The sequence below is a fragment of the Arcicella aurantiaca genome, assembly GCF_003148625.1.
Classification (GTDB): domain Bacteria; phylum Bacteroidota; class Bacteroidia; order Cytophagales; family Spirosomataceae; genus Arcicella; species Arcicella aurantiaca.
Genome location: NZ_QGGO01000002.1, coordinates 354,721 through 373,525 on the forward strand (window position 1 = coordinate 354,721; position 18,805 = coordinate 373,525).

General features: G+C 35.1%; 12 protein-coding genes and 1 rRNA gene. 8 read left to right on the plus strand and 5 right to left on the minus strand.

Annotated features, from left to right (window positions below; all coding sequences use genetic code 11):
* The first annotated feature begins 15 nt into the window (after positions 1–15).
* The 6 genes from LV89_RS03145 (at position 16) to LV89_RS03170 (ending at position 12,372) form a co-directional block, all read left to right on the plus strand.
* Complete coding sequence (locus LV89_RS03145; protein ID WP_109741399.1) at positions 16–348, plus strand: LytR/AlgR family response regulator transcription factor; 333 nt, start codon at positions 16–18, stop codon at positions 346–348.
* Positions 349–865: 517 nt separating this feature from the next.
* On the plus strand, positions 866–1,843 hold the full coding sequence (locus LV89_RS03150; protein WP_109741400.1) for a DUF8740 domain-containing protein: 978 nt from the start codon (positions 866–868) through the stop codon (positions 1,841–1,843).
* A gap of 24 nt (positions 1,844–1,867) precedes the next feature.
* Positions 1,868–2,815: a DUF8740 domain-containing protein gene (locus LV89_RS03155; RefSeq protein ID WP_109741401.1), complete on the plus strand. Its 948-nt coding sequence runs from the start codon at positions 1,868–1,870 to the stop codon at positions 2,813–2,815.
* A 32-nt stretch (positions 2,816–2,847) separates the two neighbouring features.
* Positions 2,848–10,398, plus strand: coding sequence for a LamG domain-containing protein (locus tag LV89_RS03160; protein WP_109741402.1), 7,551 nt, complete (start codon positions 2,848–2,850; stop codon positions 10,396–10,398).
* 108 nt (positions 10,399–10,506) lie between these two features.
* Positions 10,507–10,959, plus strand: a complete 453-nt coding sequence (locus LV89_RS03165) for a hypothetical protein (protein ID WP_109741403.1) — start codon at positions 10,507–10,509, stop codon at positions 10,957–10,959.
* Between the two features lie 372 nt (positions 10,960–11,331).
* Positions 11,332–12,372 (plus strand): hypothetical protein, encoded by a 1,041-nt coding sequence (locus LV89_RS03170; RefSeq protein ID WP_109741404.1) that lies wholly within the window; start codon positions 11,332–11,334, stop codon positions 12,370–12,372.
* A gap of 98 nt (positions 12,373–12,470) precedes the next feature.
* Here LV89_RS03170 and LV89_RS24855 read toward each other — a convergent pair whose 3' ends face one another.
* The gene (locus tag LV89_RS24855; RefSeq protein WP_146199061.1) at positions 12,471–12,773 is read right to left on the minus strand and encodes a hypothetical protein; all 303 of its coding nucleotides are present in this window, start codon (positions 12,771–12,773) and stop codon (positions 12,471–12,473) included.
* A 277-nt stretch (positions 12,774–13,050) separates the two neighbouring features.
* Here LV89_RS24855 and LV89_RS03175 point away from each other — a divergent pair, with 277 nt between their 5' ends.
* Positions 13,051–13,782 carry a tetratricopeptide repeat protein gene (locus LV89_RS03175; RefSeq protein WP_109741405.1) on the plus strand — a complete coding sequence of 244 codons (732 nt, stop codon included), beginning with the start codon at positions 13,051–13,053 and terminating at the stop codon, positions 13,780–13,782.
* Between the two features lie 18 nt (positions 13,783–13,800).
* Here LV89_RS03175 and cobA read toward each other — a convergent pair whose 3' ends face one another.
* Positions 13,801–14,586, minus strand: coding sequence for a uroporphyrinogen-III C-methyltransferase (gene cobA, locus LV89_RS03180; RefSeq protein WP_109741406.1), 786 nt, complete (start codon positions 14,584–14,586; stop codon positions 13,801–13,803).
* Between the two features lie 77 nt (positions 14,587–14,663).
* Positions 14,664–16,766 (minus strand): ferredoxin-like domain-containing protein, encoded by a 2,103-nt coding sequence (locus tag LV89_RS03185; RefSeq protein ID WP_109741407.1) that lies wholly within the window; start codon positions 16,764–16,766, stop codon positions 14,664–14,666.
* Between the two features lie 387 nt (positions 16,767–17,153).
* Here LV89_RS03185 and LV89_RS03190 point away from each other — a divergent pair, with 387 nt between their 5' ends.
* The gene (locus tag LV89_RS03190) at positions 17,154–17,573 is read left to right on the plus strand and encodes a hypothetical protein (RefSeq protein ID WP_109741408.1); all 420 of its coding nucleotides are present in this window, start codon (positions 17,154–17,156) and stop codon (positions 17,571–17,573) included.
* Positions 17,574–17,629: 56 nt separating this feature from the next.
* Here LV89_RS03190 and LV89_RS03195 read toward each other — a convergent pair whose 3' ends face one another.
* Together LV89_RS03195 and rrf are read right to left on the minus strand one after the other, a co-directional pair.
* Positions 17,630–18,409, minus strand: coding sequence for a hypothetical protein (locus tag LV89_RS03195; RefSeq protein ID WP_146199062.1), 780 nt, complete (start codon positions 18,407–18,409; stop codon positions 17,630–17,632).
* A 102-nt stretch (positions 18,410–18,511) separates the two neighbouring features.
* Positions 18,512–18,623, minus strand: a 5S ribosomal RNA gene (rrf, locus tag LV89_RS03200).
* Positions 18,624–18,805 lie beyond the last annotated feature (182 nt).

The window sequence follows — 18,805 nt, forward strand, 5'->3', positions numbered from 1 at the left end:
TAAACTAATAATATCATGGAAAACGATACCTATTTTTTACTGCCGAACAAACATCGAAAATTTGAAAAAATTCCCTTTTCTGAAATACTGTATTTACAAGGTAATATCAATTATACCTTAATTCATTTACAGTCGGGAAAAGTAAAAATTTCACCCCGAACATTACGTTTTCACGTCAATAATTCTTTGGATGATAATTTTATAAGAATTCACCGTGCTTTCTGCGTCAACAGAAGTTATATCCAAAGTTATAACGAAAAGGAAAGTGCCAATTTTCTTTTACTGACCAGTGGAATAAAATTATCGGTTTCAAGAAGGAAAAAGAGAGAACTTTTGAAGATTAATTAACAAAACAGGTAGTGGATAATTTATATCTACTACCTGTTTTGTTTTAATAAGCGTGCAGGGGCAATTCTACGGATTTTTCAAGATTGCCAAAGTATAACTAACCGCCTATTCCCTACTTACTCCTCATCACTACGAGCGTCATATTTCTTGATAAACAACGCTAACACATCATTCAAAATCTTAGGCTTCGTCAATTACAGAGGCTAAAATGAAAACTTCAAATTGGAGTAAATAACCAATGTTTTTTCAGAAAAAACTCAGAAATCCCTGTGACAATTGAGTTCATAAAAACTTAGATTTTACCATTGGCGTATGATTTCTTACCATTCACGGTATAAAACCAACACCTACATTGACTCATACATCACATAGGCGATATGTTTGTTTGCAAGTTTAGCAAACTGCTAATCTGTAATTACATATTTTTCTTACTAAAGTTTGGGGCGTAAAAAATGATATTTCCCTGATTTCTTAAATATTTAATCACAATTCAATAAAGTTTTTAAACATCATAAAAATGAAAGCACATCTCCAACACACAAGAACCATTTTTTTGAGCTTCTTTTTCTTAACTCTAATTATTTTTTCGACTACTGCTCAGCAAACTAAAAAAATCTCTCTGCAAGGTTTCTTGAAAGATGCAGATGGAAAAGCCATTCCTAATGGTCGTCAAGACATTACATTTAAGCTATATCCAACCGCTACTGGTGGTGCTGCCGAATGGAGTGAAACTCAATCTATCAATGTTTTTGGCGGGGTTTATAGTACACATTTAGGACTTAATACCAATGCTATATCAGGTGGAGTTTCAAATTTTGAAGAGTTATCATGGGGTTCTAAAACCTATTTTGTTGGTGTAACCTTACAAGATGCCGAATTAACACCCCGTACAGAGTTAACATTTGCTCCGTATTCACTCGGAGCTCCATTTGCCCAAAAATCACAAGAAGTTATTTGTTCTGGTGCAGTGGGCGATGTAAAATATTCTATCCTAAATCCCACTCAATTTGCGGCAGCAAACGGTAGCTGCTGGGTACCAATGGACGGAAGAAATATTGCAGGTTCAAAATTGGCAACCATTACAGGACTTACTACGGTAACTAATGCAGGAGGTTTATTTTTAAGAGGACAAGAATTTGCAAGTAATACCAACCATGACCCTAATAGAGATACAAACTCTCCAATCGCTACTTTCGAAGACCAATCTACACAAGCACATAGCCATACTTATAGCGGATATACAAGCACAGACGGTCAACATTCGCATGGATTTTCTATTCCATATAGAAAAGAAGAAGGTGGTTGGGGACAACAAGGTTTCAATGCCTTTAAAGTTACCGATAGGTCAATAGATGATTATAATGGAAGACAAACCGACGGTTCTGGAAACCACTATCATTATTATTCAGGAACGACAAGTAATCATAATGGCTATTCATCAGATGAAACTCGTCCAAAAAACATAAACCTCTGGACATATATCCGAATTAATTAATCAATTCACTAATACACTAACAAAATGAAGCATTTTTTCACGCTTAATCTCTCAGTTTTAGTAGGTGTACTAATCCTGTTGTCGTTTTCAAATATTTCTGCCCAACAAACTAAAAAAATATCCCTTCAAGGATTTTTAAAAGACCGAAATGGTAAGGCAGTAGCAGATGGCGATAGAGAAGTTATTTTTAAACTATACAAAACCGAAAATGGCGGAACTGCCGACTGGTCAGAAACTCAAACAATTAATATTTTCGGTGGTGTGTATAGTACAGCTTTGGGAAGTAATGCTAACCCTCTTGATGGACTTGATTGGGGCAATAGCACTTACTATGTGGGAGTCATAGTACAAGGTACAGAGCTTTTACCCCGTACAGAATTAACATTTGCTCCGTATTCATTAGGTTCACCTAAAGCCCAAGAAGTAGTTTGTTCGGGTGCAGTTGGTGATATTAAATACTCTATCCTTGCTCCAGACGATTTCATTAAAGTAAACGGAAGTTGTTGGGTACCGATGGATGGACGAACTTTAGCTACAACAGACAAACTCAGAACTGCGGTAACTGGAGGTTTAAACCAAATTCCAGATGGTAGTGGGGCATTTATACGCTCACAAGAATTTGCAGGCAAAGCCGACAGAGACCCAAACAGAACATCTACTTCACCAATTGCAACACTCCAAGCTGATGATTTAAATAGTCATGCTCACTCTGCAAGTTTATCTGTTAGTGGTAGTACATCGGTGGACGGATACCATAATCACAGTATGACACCAGCAATGTCTTTTAGAGGAGATGGAACTTCAGCTACGAATGGTGGAGATGGTGATGGCAATTCTGTTTCAAATACTGATTATGCTGGTAACCATCAACATACGATTACAGGTACTGCCTCGGGAAGTACAAGTAATGCAGGTGGTAGCGAAACACGTCCTAAAAACTTAAACTTTTGGGTATATATCCGTATCAATTAAAGTTTCTAATCAATTCTTAAATCCATAAATTTATGCAAAAGAGGATACTATATTTTCTCTTGGGTTGGCTAATGCTGTTTGGTGGGCAAAAAACTTTTGCTCAAGCCGACACCCTCTGCGACCCAAACGAGAATAAAAAAATATTTGGCGAACTGTATTTTAACTATGGTTCGACTTCAAATGCCTATTCGGCATTTAACCGCTCGACTTTTGTGGTTGGGCAGCCTTTGGTTTCTCGGCAGTCAATGCTTTCACAAAACTACCAAGCAGGTTTTGGAGTGTACAGTCCTTGGTACTTACCACCACAACCTCCCATTTTGGTAGCCACGCAAGGGGATTTTAAAGACCGAATTAAAATTTCGTGGAATGTAAACCCACTTTCTCCTCCGCCCACAGGCTTTGTAATTTACCGTGATGGTTCATTTATTGCAGATATTGGCGAAGACACAAGAGATTTCTTAGATTTCAACGTTCAAGCAGGTGAATATTACGAATATAGTATTGTAGCAAAAAACGTATTTGGAACGGGTAGTCCAAGCAAAGCCGTTGGTTTTGTTAATCCAAATGGCGTGGTTAGTGGTAAAGTGGAAACAAACTCTGGAAATCCTGTTCCGGGAGTTGAAGTTCGCCTTACCCCACTGACAGGTAATTCAATGGCTTTTGATGGGGTTAATGATGAACTTTGCGTTACCTATAATAATGAATTTCCAACGGATAAATTTACCGTTTCGGCTTATGTAAAATTGGGTGATACCAATGATGAAACTGGTATTATCGACTGGGGTAGTTCATTGAATAAAAACTGGTGGATTACCACAACCAAAAGCGGAGAAGCCAAAGGATATATTTTCCATATTGGTAATGGAACAGGGAGTGATTCTTTGAAATATTATTTACCAGATTCGCCTGCCAATCCTTTTAATGTAGGTAATTGGCATCAAGTGACGATGATTTATAATGGTTCAGCGATGTCTGTCATGGTTGATGGTGAATTTATCGGCACAAAACCTGCAAGTATTTCAAGAGTAAGTAATTATTTGAATATCGGTAGTAAAGTTGGCGACGGAGGGTTTTTCAAAGGAAAAATTGATGACATCAGAGTTTACAATCGTCCGCTTTCTCAAACAGAAGTTAATAATACTAAAAACCGTTCAGTATCAAAATCTGAAAATGGTTTGGTATCCTATTGGAAAATGGACGAAGGCGTTGGAGCAAAAGTATTCGATAATACAACTATTCCAACTAATGCCAATATTTATGGTGGAGCATTATTTTCATCTGACAAACCTGAAGTTTATAGTGCTGGCGTAACAGACGTAACGGGGTATTATGTCATTGATGGAATTAATTATAGTCAAAATGAAGGTTTTAGAGCAACTCCAATAAAAGACTTCGAGTTCAATTCAGCTATTGAATTTAATGCTGCGGATAAGTCTTACGGAAACCTGACGGACTATGATATGCCCGATACTTCAACGGTAGAATTATTGTTTCATCCATTTGATTTAAAGTCTCGTCAAACTATCCTTTCAAAAGGAAATTTATACGAAGCATACATTGATAATGGAAAGCTTTTCTTAAAACTGAATGCAACAACTACTGATTTAGGGACAATCTCAGCTAAATATTATCATTTAGCAGTAACCATTGATAATCACGCAGGGAGTGCAAAAGTTTATTTAGAAGGTGAATTAAAAGGAACAGTTTCATTCTCGGGAACATCAAATTGGAAAAATGGAACTCCTTGGTTATTAGCAACCAATTCAACCGATGCAATCACAGGTAAGTTTTACACAGGTTTGGTAGATGAGATAGTCATTTACAAAACAGCTTTACCACAAAACCAAATTCAAGAACACTTTGTGGTAGGTATTCCACAAGATTCTACCACAGCATTATTGTACAGTTATTTCGACCTCAATGAAGGTACAGACAATAAAGTTTATGATTATGCGGCTATCAATTTTGGAAGTGCTTTTCCAAGAGAAGGTGTCCTTACAAAAGCGTCATGGAGTAATAATGCACGTAGAAAAGAAAACAAACCGCATGAATTTGAGCCAAATGTAAGAGTTGTCAACTTGAATACAAGTAACACGGCTATCGGAAATATTGATTTTAGAGATGTTTCAACCGTGAACGTTTCGGGTTATGTTCGTTTTGCTAACACATTCTGTTTTGAAAATGACATTGAAATAAAAGTAAACGGACAATCCCATTTTCCACCCATTATTTCTGACAAAAATGGTAAATGGTCAGCAGATTTTGAACCGGGAAAAACAGTAAAATTAACGGCAGAATATAAAGACCACATTTTCTCTCCAAGCTTTTTTGAGATTCGTAAAATCCAAGCCCCAAAAGCAGGAGTTGTATTTTTGGATAATACCAAAAGAGAAATTAGCGGACAAGTTGCAGGAAATGACCTTTGTCGTAAATCAATTATTCCAGAGGGTGCAAGAGTAGTTGTAAAAGTAGCAACCTTAGACGGTTGTTTTGAAAAAACGGATACGTTAAGAAATCCAGACGGAAAATTCATTTTCAAAGATTTACCTGCCAGAGCTTTCAGAGTCAGTATTGTTGAACATTCAAATTCTATCATTTACAATTACTTCCAAACAAAAGGAGGTCAAGAAATTGATTTGAGAGACAAAGCATCAGCCGTTATTGATTTTATTTATGTTGCTCCTCCGCACGTAGAAATCAGCCAACCTTCGGTTAATGAATGTAATATTCCATTAATGAATCAGGCGGTTAAATATAAAACCAGAATTAAAGTTTTTGAAATGTACGATGGAGGTAAATGTTATCTTCCGAATGCGAATTTAACCATTACAAACTCCATTGCGGATGCAGATGCTTTTAATGTAGCTCTGACCAATGGTCTATACGAATATGAGTACAAAGCAGGCTATCCAAATTTACTTGAACCACACCGAAAATTGATGCAAGTGGTTGCTGAAGTAAACAATGCTCTTGCTCAAGATACCATTTCAGCGGTTGTATTGGGTAAAAAAGCCAGAGTGGCAACATTTACCTCAAAGTCACCAGAAATACCTTTCTTGATATTACGTGACCCACCCGGTGACCAAAGTACGGCTTTTGTCGAAAAAAATAATACGAACTGTGTCAATATGTCTATCAGTGGTAGTATTGGACAAAGTTTTGAGCAATCAATTGGACTTAGTGCAGGTAGCGAAGTAACAACCAGTGTTGGGGTTGGAGCTGAAACAGAATTAACAATAGCAAGAACAGCGGACTTTGGTTTAACTACAAGTTTTGCTTATAACGTTGGAGCAAGTGCAACTTTCCAAACTTGTTTGACCACAAATGAAGTTTATTCAACTTCTACTGACCTTCAAGGAAGAGACGGAGATTTATATGCAGGAGTAGCGATTAACTTTACTTATGGGGTTTCTGATGTACTTAAATATGATAATATTACTTGTACATTTAAAAAAGACCAAGACGTTAACGTTTCGCCAAAAGATTTTGGAACAACTTATATTTATACGGATTTTCATATTCGAAACGATGTAATTCCAAGTTTAGAATCTTTAGGTAAAAATGCTGATGCACAAAGATGGAGAGATATTTTAGCAGAAAATGACAGACTAAAATCAGCGGCAAATTTTGAAAAAAATATCTCTTTTGATGCTGGTGCAAACTTTTCGTCAGCAACAACTTCTTCTTATACAGGAGGTGCATCTATATCTTTTGAAGTTGAAGGCAGTGAAGAGTTTTCGGAAGAACAAGGCATTGAAGTTAATGGTTTAGGAGCTTCTGCTGGTTTTAAAACAACGCTTTCTTTCTCATTAGCAACCGAAACTGGTTATGAAAATAGCAACGAAAGAACGGTCGGATATAATCTTGCCGATGATGATATTGGTGATAATTTCACGGTAAACGTTAAAAAAGATGCTAAATACGGAACACCAGTATTTGAATTAGTTTCAGGAGAATCAAGTTGTCCGAACGAACCAAATACAAGACCACGTTCTGAACCATCGCTTACATCAATAGACGGACTTACGAAAGTTAACGTTCCTTCTAATACGCCTGCGGTTTATGAGTTGTTGCTCGGAAATTTAAGTCCAACAGAAGAAGAAATGAATTACGACTTCTCAATGGAAACAGGAACAAATCCAGATGGAGCAATTGTAAAAGTTGATGGACAACCATTAACACAACCAATTTCATACAGAATTCCCTATGGAGAAACTCGTAAGGTAATTGTTACGCTTGAAAGGGGACCTCGTGCATATACATACAGCGACATCACGTTACAACTTGAATCATCTTGTGAAACGGAAATAGCAGATATTTTACATCGTGATGTAGATGCCCTTTTTGTTAGAAAGCTAAGTTTAAATGCTTCTTTCATCGAGCCATGTAGCACAGTTGATATTGGTTTCCCTTTGCAAGATTGGGTGGTTACGCCAGCAGCAGAGAATAAACTAAGCATTACTCTAAATGAATACGATAAAGCCGATGCAGACCTCAAATTAGTCCGCATCCAATATCGTCCAATTGGTGGAGATGGTTCATGGATAAATATAAATGAAACTTCTAAAGAAGAATTAGGGGACGTTTTCACAATAAAACAATGGAATACAGAATTGTTGAAAGATGGTCGTTATGAAATTCGTGCCGTTGCAGAATGTTTCAACCCTAATTTAGCATCTGGTATTTCAACAGTTGTAAAAGGTGAGGTAGCGAGAAATCCGCCAGAAATTGTAGGTGTTCCAGAACCGGGAGACGGCACTTGGGACCCAGGTGATGAAATCTCTATTACTTTCAACGAGCAGATTAATTGTGATAAAGTTATTCAAGCCGATATATTAGCCAATAACACAATTGGTCTTTACGATGCTACAACCAATGCTTTGGTAGATGCTAAAATTAGTTGTGTAGGGAATAAAATTGTCATTGTACCAAATATCAACCCTGTTTTCTTTGAAAATAGAACTTTCAGAGTCGTTGTGAGTGGTAAAGATTATGATGATGCTATGATAGCTCAAAATCCAAATCATCAATCAGCGGCAATTAGAGATAAAGCAGGAAATATGGTTGAAAAAACAATCAAATGGGAATTTGCCATTAACCAAAATAATCTTGAATGGATAGGCACTGACGTTATCGAAACCAATGAAGTTTTAAAACCTTTCACAGTAAAACGTCAAATTCGTAATCGTGGAGGTAGTATTACAAGTTTTAGAATGGAAAGTATTCCGTCTTGGTTAACAGTTACGCCATCAACAGGAACGTTAAATCCGGGGCAAGTAGCCGATGTAACGCTTACTTTCCAACAAGATTTATTGATTGGTGATTATTTGGATACGCTTCAAATGATAGGTTCTAAAGGTAGCGAACCATTATTGATTGATTATCGTGTACGTTGTCCTCAACCAAAATATGTGGTTGAAAACGCATCTGAGTACGAAGGAACGATGAACATGGTTATTGATTTAAGTATTTTTGGCGTTCATTCAACAGACCCGTCTGATATGATTGTGGCTAAAATTGGTGGTCAAATCAGAGGTGTTGGTAGAGTGGGATATTATCGTAACCTTCCTGCCGACAAACAACGTTGGCTTACCTTCTTGACAGTTTATGGAAATCCAGAAGATGAAAATAAACCAATAGAATTTACCATTTGGGACGGCGATAAATGTAATGAATACGTAGAAATTCTTGAAAGCTATACTTATCGTGATGGTAATTTAGTGGGTAGTCCATTAGTACCAACCAATGTAAGTGTATTGAATTTAGTAAAGAAATGTATTCCATTAAACAAAGGTTACAACTGGGTATCGTTTAACCTTGATTTAGGCACAGGCAGAAATACCGTTCGGAATGTTTTAAGTTCTCTGAAAAATAAAACAGGGGCATATATTAAAACTGATAACGGTTTTGCAGAGTATTTACCGGGTTATGGTTGGGATGCTTCAGATAGTATCATAAATCCTACTAAACGATACATGGTTTATGTAGTAGCTAAAGATACTGTTTGTATGAAAGGTTCACCATATTTGGCAAATCAACATCCTATCAATCTGACTGAGTATGTAAAAGTTCATACAGATATTTCAGGCAGAAAAGATACAACATTGGTTTGGAACTGGCTTGGTTATGTACCTTCAACAGGTATGACGGTTACGCAAGCATTAAAAGGACTTACTCCGCTCAATGGGGACTTAATCAAAAGTCAAACATTGTTTGCTCAATATGTTGCAGGAGTAGGTTGGGTTGGTAATTTAAGTTTCCTTGAACCATTGAAAGGCTATTTATTGAAAATCAGTAATGCAGGACGACTGACTTATCCAACCAATGTTTCATTGACCACAAGCGAAGGTTTAACCCTTGATTTAGCCAAATCATTGGAACAACAAACCGCTTTAGAACCCGTAATGAATTTTGATTTTACCCAATATGAGCAAAATATGAACCTCATAGCTAAAATCAAAGGAATTACAATTGATTCGGATGATGAATTAAGAGCTTACATTGACGGTAAATTAGTGGGTATGAATAAAGCCATTGTTAATAACGGAGAATCGCTTTTCTTCCAAACAATTTATTACCAAGACCAACAAAATGTACAGTTTAAGCTCTTCAAGGCTGACCGAAACAAGGAATATGATTTAGACAAGAAAGTATTGTTCAAAGCTGAAACAGTAGCAGGTATGGTAACAGAACCTATTATTTTCAACTTAGTAACAAACTCACAAGCAGCAGTAAGTATTGTAGTTGAAGACAATGTAATCAAACAACCAACAACTACTTTCCCTACGGTGTCGATACCTGCAAGTATTTCACCAAGCAATGTGTCTTGTACAAGTTTCGCTGTAAGTACGGTATTACCTTTAGAAGCTGAAGCAAAACCAACTTGTAGCACAAGCCCACAAGAAGGAAATATGTCTGCCGTGATAAAAGTGAAATTCAATGAAAAAACAAGTTTTGTATCCGACAACGATATGTTGACTTTCGTGAATTCGGTAACAAATGCCGTTATTGGTTGTGCAACATTCAATAGTACCAATAAATTATTTTATGCTACTATTTCTGGTTCAACGGGTTCAGCAACTGTTCCTGTAAATGTGAAGTATTATTCAAGTTCAATGAAGAAGACATTCACCGTAAAATCAGGCGTTACGTATCAATATAATACTCGACTTGGAAATGCCATTGCCCCATACGAGCTTGACTTTTCACCATTGACCGTAAGTATTAATAATGGAATAGTTACTGCCGTAATGCGTGATACGTCATGGACAGGTAAATATTGCGTAAATGTTTCAGCATTGAATTGTGCAGGTTACAATGATGGACAAGCTACTTTCTGTTTCCAACGCCTCAAAGCAGGCGACTGTGTGGAAGTTGCCAACAGAAGTGCCGTTGAAAGTATTGATAAAGTTGTTCAAGCATTATCTATTACTTCTCAATCATTCCTGAATGCCAATGTAAAAGTTGAATATAAAGCAGGGAACGTAATTGAATTGAAACCGGGATTCTCAACTGATACCAACAACGATTTGAATACTAAGTTCTCTGCCCAAATCGGAGGCTGTAATAATGCCAGTAGGTAACTTTCAATCATACCACCTTACTAAAGAATCAAAATTTTAGTAAGGTGGTAAAATCAACAGTTTTAACAATATTTTCAAATTGATAATCATCATTAAAAATAAAAAGTCATGAAAAAAGTCATTTTACTCTCTCTCATTTTAGGATTTTTCTTCATTCAAAAATCTAATGCACAAAACCCCGTAGGATTTCCAGATGGCATCACCGTCGGAACACCTACCGTAACAATTCCAGCAGGAAGTAGCTATAAAATGGCAGTTGCAGGTGGTATCATTACTGAAAAAATAAGAGTTGCAACCAACGGAACAACGTTTTGGGCAGATTTCGTTTTTGATAAATCTTACAAATTGCGTTCTCTTAATGAAGTTGCCAAATACATTAAATTAAACAAACATTTACCCGACGTACCTTCTACCGCAGAAGTAACTCAACAAGGCATTGACCTTGCGAATACACAAGCCATTTTATTACAAAAAATCGAAGAATTAACACTTTACGTCATCGAACAAAACAAGAAAATTGAACGCTTAAACAAAAAGGTGCGTCAATTATCTAAGAATTAGAAAAAAATAATATCATGGGATTCCTCAATGTCAGATGAATAATTTCGTCTGACATTTTTTATGCTCAAAAATACCAAGCTATAATTTCATCATCGTTTTTAACAAATTATCAAGACAGATTTACCAAATAGCCTAATCTAAATTGCACGTAATAAAGACATTGTTTACTTTTAACTTATGAACCCGTTTAAACTTTTCGTTTTGAATGGGAATTGATTTAATTTTATGACTGTGTTTTTGAAATATATGACATATAGCATCGCTACATTGAATAAATTTTAAACTCACAGACTTAAAACGAAACGATTTACAACGAAAGGAATAAGTTTAAACAGGTTCATAATTTCGATTTCAACTAAAACTATATCAACAATGCAAAGATTAACCGTTGCGGGAAGATTACTCATCACCGCCCTTGTATTAGGAGCTATATATTTCGGCTTTCGTATGTTTGGTGGTCAGGAAGCTCTAAAAAAATTAGCTCCCGAAACTCAAACTGAAGTAGCAACTAATAATTCAAGTAGTTCTGAAAGTGTGTCTAACACTTCTGAATCAAGTAGCTCTGCTTCAGATTCTCAGTCATCATCTGCCACTGATGGTGGCGAAAAAGCTCGTTTTGATTATACTCCTCCCGGACCAATTGCAGGAAAATTAAAAGGAGTTGTAGAATTAGGAGCAAGCGGCTTTAATTCATTTATTATCAGAATTGATGCAGATAAAAACTGGAAACTCGAAAAAGCAGAATTTGGCAATAGCTTAGTGCTTGAAAATATGGCTTCAGACGATGACATTAGAGCTGGTCTGAAAAAATACATTGCTGGAATGTTGGACTACGGTGTAAGTGGAAGAGATATTCACTTTGTGGTAAGTTCTGGGGCAGTTAAAGCCGAAGGTACACAAAAAATCATCGGTGTTTTAAAGTCGTTAAAATACTTTGTAAATACTGTTACACCTGAGCAAGAAGGTAAATTAGGTTTAAAATCTGTTCAACCTGCTAAATATGCAGACAATTCATTTGTGACAGATATTGGCTCTGGCAATACAAAAATATCTTGGAAAGAAGGAAGCAAAATCAATTCGGTAGAAACTTACGGAGCAAAATACTTCCAAAATAATACTTCAGATGAAACAGTTAGCAAAGAAGTACAAGCTAAAGCAAAACAAGTTCCTTCTGATAAACGTACCACTTGCTTTATCATTGGCGGTGTTCCTTTTGAGTTAGCAAAGAAAGTACGTAAAGACAAAGAACGTTATACCGTTCTTGATGCACCATCGGCATATCAGTTAGATAATGCAAAATCAAAAGCAGGTTTAAATATCTACAAATCAATTGCAGATGCCACAGGTTGTAAGCAATTTGTTTTCGATTGGGATGCAAACTTTACCATCGGATTTTTATTAGATTTACCATAATCCAAAACCTTTAAGTCATAAAAAAAGCCGTATTGTGAATCCAATACGGCTTTTTTAGCTTTTATATTTCTGAATATTATTTTCTTCTAAAAATTCATTTAACTCGTAACCAATTCTGATTTTGAAATTCTATATCTTGCCGATTTTGCTTCATATAATTTCCTTCTTATAATCGCTTTTCGTTCATGTTTATAAATAATAAACATTTCATAAATAGTACAACCTATCAGAAATAGCACAGTGGGAATTAAGACAATCAACCAGTCGAAATAATATTTTCTTACATACTCAAACATAAAATTTGAGGCTGTCAAAAACATTCCAAACGGGGTTGTATAAAATAGAGAGCGAACAAAAATCGTCGCAAAGCTATCTTTATCAGAGGAACGAGACGTATTCATGATTTCATATAATTTATGGGATAATGTTGGAAGTTCATTGTGAAAACAAACATAAGTGATAATCATTTATAATTCAATACCTTACAATAAGTTTTATATTACTTGTTCAAACACAATGCCAAAAAATCGTGCAACAAATTACATAAACTTTGTGTTTCATAACAAAAAATTACTATTTTTATTATTCCTGCTCTAAAACTTACAATTTACCATTTTAGGGTTGTTTTAGACAATAAGAAACACCGATTTGGCGTTATTATTGAGCGTAACTAATTATATGAAAGCTTTATTATATATTTTCATTTTGTCATCAAGTTTACCCCTGATGGCTCAAACACAACTACTTCCTTTTGCAAGTAGCCGTGAAGTATCAAAAAAGGTATCACCTCCCGATAGTCAAGATGTAAGATACATACCTTTATTTGGTAGCAAAAAAATGGTAGAGGAGCAATTACTTAATTCCAAAGAGTTTTTAACTCAGTGTGATAAAAGCTTTAAAGATAGAAGTGATGCCAGCAATTTCTTTGCAGATAGAGGATGGGAATACTTAAATGATGGACTTTTAGATACTGCCACTTATAGATTTAACCTTTGTTATTTATTAAATCAGGATAATGTAGAAGCATTTTGGGGATTAGGTTCAATTAGTTATCAAAAAGGCAATTATGAAGAATCTACAAAATTGCTCCGTCAAGGCTTAATATTATCTCCCGAAAATACAACGCTCATGATTGATGTAGCAACTGTTCAATTAGCTTGCTACAAAGAAAAAAGAAATTGTGATGATATTGATGATGCTTTAAGACTTTTAGAAAAGTCTCTTCAATTAGACCCTTCAAATGCCAATGGCTGGCTAAAATTTTCTATTGCAGAGTTTCAGTTAGAACATTACGATAGAGCTTGGGATTACCTCCATAAGTGCCGACAGTTAGATGTCTCTTTTATCGACACAGCATATTTACAAGAATTGATTACTAAAAAAGAAGACCCATTAGGCTTATTCAAATAATTTCTATTTTAAATAAGCCTAATGAGTATAATTTTTACCAATTCCAGATAAAATATCAGTAGAGGCATATTTCACTACTTCTCCCAAAATAATTACCGCAGGATTTGACAAAGCATTATCTTCTGCAATTAATTTCAAGTTTTTAGCAACTCCCACTCCTACTTTTTGTTTATCAGTAGTTCCATTCTGCACAATTGCCACAGGTAAATTTTCCTTTCCTGCATATTTACAAAGCTCCGCAATCTGACTTAATTTACTCATTCCCATCAACACAACGACTGTTGCAGATGTTTGTAAAGCTATTTCTAAATCTTTTGATAAAGTGCCGTCTGTTTTTGTTCCTGTAATTACCCAGAAACTTTCGCTTACTCCACGTGTTGTCAACGGAATACCCGCATAACCCGCAGCAGCCACAGAAGACGAAATACCAGGAATATAAGCAGTCTCTAAACCAAAGTTCTTTGCGTACTCGATTTCCTCCATGCCACGTCCAAAAATAAATGGGTCACCTCCTTTCAGACGTACAACGTGTCCGTACATATACGCTTTTTCAACAATCATAAAATTGATTGCATCTTGCGAATGACTTTCTCCGGGACGCTTACCAACATAAATCTTCTCTGCATCAACTTTGCAATAATCTAATAACTCTTCCGAAATCAAAGCATCATAAAGTACAACATCGGCAGTCTTTAAAGCTTTTATTGCTTTAACAGTAATTAAATCGGGGTCACCAGGGCCAGCACCTACAACCGTAAGTTTGGGTCTTGGGTCTAATGTATGAAATTGCTCTAATTGACTCATTTGGGGTATTCTATTGGAAAAATAAAGCGTTGAACCTTATCGCAAAATAAGATTCAACGCTTCATTACTATCTTTAATTAAGCATTTACTAATTCTTCACGATATGCTTTTGCTAAACCTAAAAATGCTTGAGCTTCTGCAATATATGATTTCGCAAATTCTTCAGAAGGCTCATTTTTATTAATTTGTAAAACCAATTCTTGGAATGTTTTACCACCTAATGCAATATCACCAGTCTCAACAAAATTCTCTTGGAATTTATCAATTACACCGCTTTGAGTAGAAGCACTAACCGATTTGTCTAACAATAAAGCTTTTGCTGCACTTACAAACACACTATATGCGTGATAAATAGCATCTGCAAAACGATTTTCTTCATAAGCCGCTTTTGTCCAATCAAATTTCTCTTCTGATTCTAACAACAAAGTAGCCACTAAGTCAATAATTACACTCGCACATTCACCCACACCAATTTCTGTTTGGAATTGCTCTGATGCACCCCAGTCGATAAAATCATCATCTTTCAAGGTTGTTAAATCCGCCACAGGCTTCAACAAAGTATAAAAATACTTCTCACCTTGACGGTCATAATAATCATTGAAATATTCACCTTCATTAGCATTTTCTTCATAGTTGTTCAATACAACTCTCAATACTTCTGGACCTCTTTTTGAAGGAACTTTAATCACTTTATCAGCCACACGACCAACGCCATCTCCAACTGTTCCACCACCCAAAAGCACTTGTAATGCAGGCAAAACACGCTTATCAGCCGCTTTCAAAGATGAACCATGAAAACCAATATTTGCCATACCGTGCTGTCCACATGAATTCATACAACCCGAAATCTTAATTTTGATTTCATTATTGTGAATTAACTCAGGGAAATCTTCAGTAATTACAGATTCTAATTTAGATGTAATATTTGTACTATCAGAAATAGCTAAGTTACAAGTATCAGTACCCGGACAAGCCGTAATATTTGCCATAGAATTTGCACCCGCAGCCGCTAATCCATGAGCTTCTAATACAGAGTAAACGTAAGGTAAATTTGCTTCTGGAACATATTTCAACATCAACCCTTGATTGATTGTTACACGTACATCATCAGCAATATATCCTTCCAATTGTTCAATTAATGAACGAGAAGTTGTTGAATGAATATTTCCGTTCAAGATTCTCACATAAACTCCATAAAAACCTTCTTGCTTTTGTTCAAAGGTATTCGTAGCTTTCCAAAGTTCATAAGCAGGCGTTTGTTCAAGACTTACCTCAGAAGTTTTTGAAGGCATTTCTTCTGTTGCAACCGCCCATTTTCCTGTTTCAGTATCAATAGTGAATGATTTGCTCTTCAATGCTTTTTGTTCATCATTGATTAATTGAACAAGTGCTTCAAAACCAATTTTTTGGATTAAAAATTTAATTCTTGCTTTATGACGAGAATTACGTTCTCCATGACGGTCAAAAACTCTCAAAGTAGCCTCTAAATAAGGGATAATCTCATTTTCAGCTAAAAACTCATGAGCAATTTTAGCCATCATTGGCTGAGCTCCCAAACCACCACCAAGAACAACTTTAAATCCACGTTTTCCATCTTGAATCTTAGGAATAAAACCCATGTCGTGCATATAAGTCAAAGCTGTATCTTCGTCAGTATTCGAGAATGCAATTTTAAACTTACGTCCCATTTCTTGACAAATTGGATTACGCAAGAAATAACGGAAAGTTGCATCTGCATACGGAGCAATATCAAAAGGTTCATTTGGGTCAATACCTGCTGAGGGAGAAGCCGTCACATTACGAACAGTATTTCCGCAAGCTTCACGAAGCGTAATATCATCTTGTTCTAATTTAGACCACAATTCTGGAGTTCTATCTAAAGAAACAAAGTGTACTTGAATATCTTGACGAGTCGTTAAATGTAAATTACCCGTTGAATATTCATCAGAAATATCAGCAATTCTTTTCCATTGCTTAAAAGTCATTTTTCCATAAGGCAATTTTATACGAACCATTTGTACACCTTGTTGGCGTTGTCCATATACCCCACGAGCAAGTCTTAAACTACGGAATTTTTCCTCATGAATTTTTCCTTCACGAAACAGCTCAATTTTACGAGCTAAATCAATAATATCTTTTTCCACAAGTGGATTTTCAAGTTCAGTTCTGAAACTTTGCATAACGATTCTAAAATTTAGCTTTTAGTAAAAACTAACAGCAACTTTGTTCTTAAATACCAATTAATCCATAAACACCAAAAACATAATTTTAATTTATGTTTTTCTGATATTCTTAAAAATCTTAACACAGATTTTTAACTACTCTATTAAATAGATAGATTTAATACAAAATTAAGTAAGAAATCTATTCAAACTAAGGTTTTACGGAAAAAAGTTTAGTATTCATTTTACAAAAAGAAAAATAGAAGTAAATTTGTTAATAAATTAATCCTTATTATATTTATGTGGCTAAGTTTTTCCCACTATGTAATTAGACATTCCATGACAGTTTAGTTATTGATATAATAATTGATTATCAATTAGTTATCTATCAACCCACAAAATCCCATGAAAAAGAGTTTATTAATCATCACATCGGTTGTATCAATAACCTTGTCGGGTTGCACTGACACCAAAAAAATCACTGAACTACAAGACCAAGTTCGTCGTCTTGAAAGCCAAGTTTTAAAAGAGCGTCAAGAAAATGCAGAACTAAGTAGCTTTCGTTTCAGTTTAGAAAGCCAGTTCAAGAAAAAAAGTGAAGATTATGTAAAATGTCAAGAAGATAGTAAAGAGACATTTGAATCATTAAGTATTAAATACAATCGTCTTTTAGATGATTATAATAAACTACAAGCTTCTTATAAATCATTAAACGAGACTTATGAAGCAAGTAAAGAAAACTCTACACGTGTAATTGCAGAGTTAGAAGAAAGAATGAGACAAATTCGTTCATTGAAGAGCAAAAGATATGCTCGTAGAGATTAATATATATCAAAAAATAGAAAAGCCCTTGAAGTTGCAACTTCAAGGGCTTTTCTATTTTATACTCCTCTCTGATTTTCAGAAATAAAAGATGAAATAATATACTTAATTCCAAGAGAAAACCGCAACCATCCATCATTTGCAGTATTACTATAAGAATTTTCACCTCCAATAATAGTAGGGTTTGTTAAATTATATGGAGTAGTTGCATCAAATTTATCGTTATAAATATAATTATACCCCAAATTTGCCGTTAAAGAAAATTTTTCTGTCAAATCATATTTGAAGTTACATCCCATAGGAATTATCAATTCTCGAGTATAATAAATACCTTTCTCACCAATTCCAACACCGGCCTGTTGAAACAGAGCAGTATGTTTAGTTGTTCCATCAGATGTCGTTCTTAAAAATACACCAGTATTAACATCATAAACATTTGAATGAAACCATATTAAACCAATCCCAAGATAAGTTTTAATTTCAAATCGTTTCATTTTTTCATAATATAGTCTTGTTAGATTTAGAGAAGGATAAAATTGTACCTGAAAATAATCACTTTGAAACTTAGCATTATATATGTCATTATCAACACCATTCATAACACCTCCTAAAATCTCAAGGTTTAAATTCACTTTTTCAGAAAATCCTTTTTCAACAGCAATTCCATAAACTGGTTTAAAATGAAAAACATCCCCTAACTCTCCAGTCACACTTCCAACGCCGAGAATAGGTATTACAGATAATCCATCAACATAATTGAATCTCTTAAATTTTTTCTGAGAGAATAGAGAATGGAAATTAAAAAGAAGAAAAAGTACCAATAGAGAATGTAGTTTCATATTTAAATTAATTTAAAGTAGAATAATAATTAAATTTATAAAAATACGAGACAATAAAAAAGTCTCCTAATAATTAAATTAGGAGACTTAATTTCTAATAGTATTTGGGGTTTATTTACTTTCCCGCATGTGATTGCAGTATCATCAACGGCAGTAGGCTTAACTTCTCTGTTCGAGATGGGAAGAGGTGAACACTACTCCTATCAACCCCATAAGTTCTTTGAGCTTAAGCTCTATATCTTATGGATGTTCATGTAATATTGTGAAAGATTTTGAAGAGCAAGAGCTATACTTGACTATCAGACAGTATAATTTAATAAGCTATTGGGTAATTAGTATTGCTCGACTTTGGTATCTCTACCTTTACATCTGCAACCTATCAAGGTCGTCATCTAC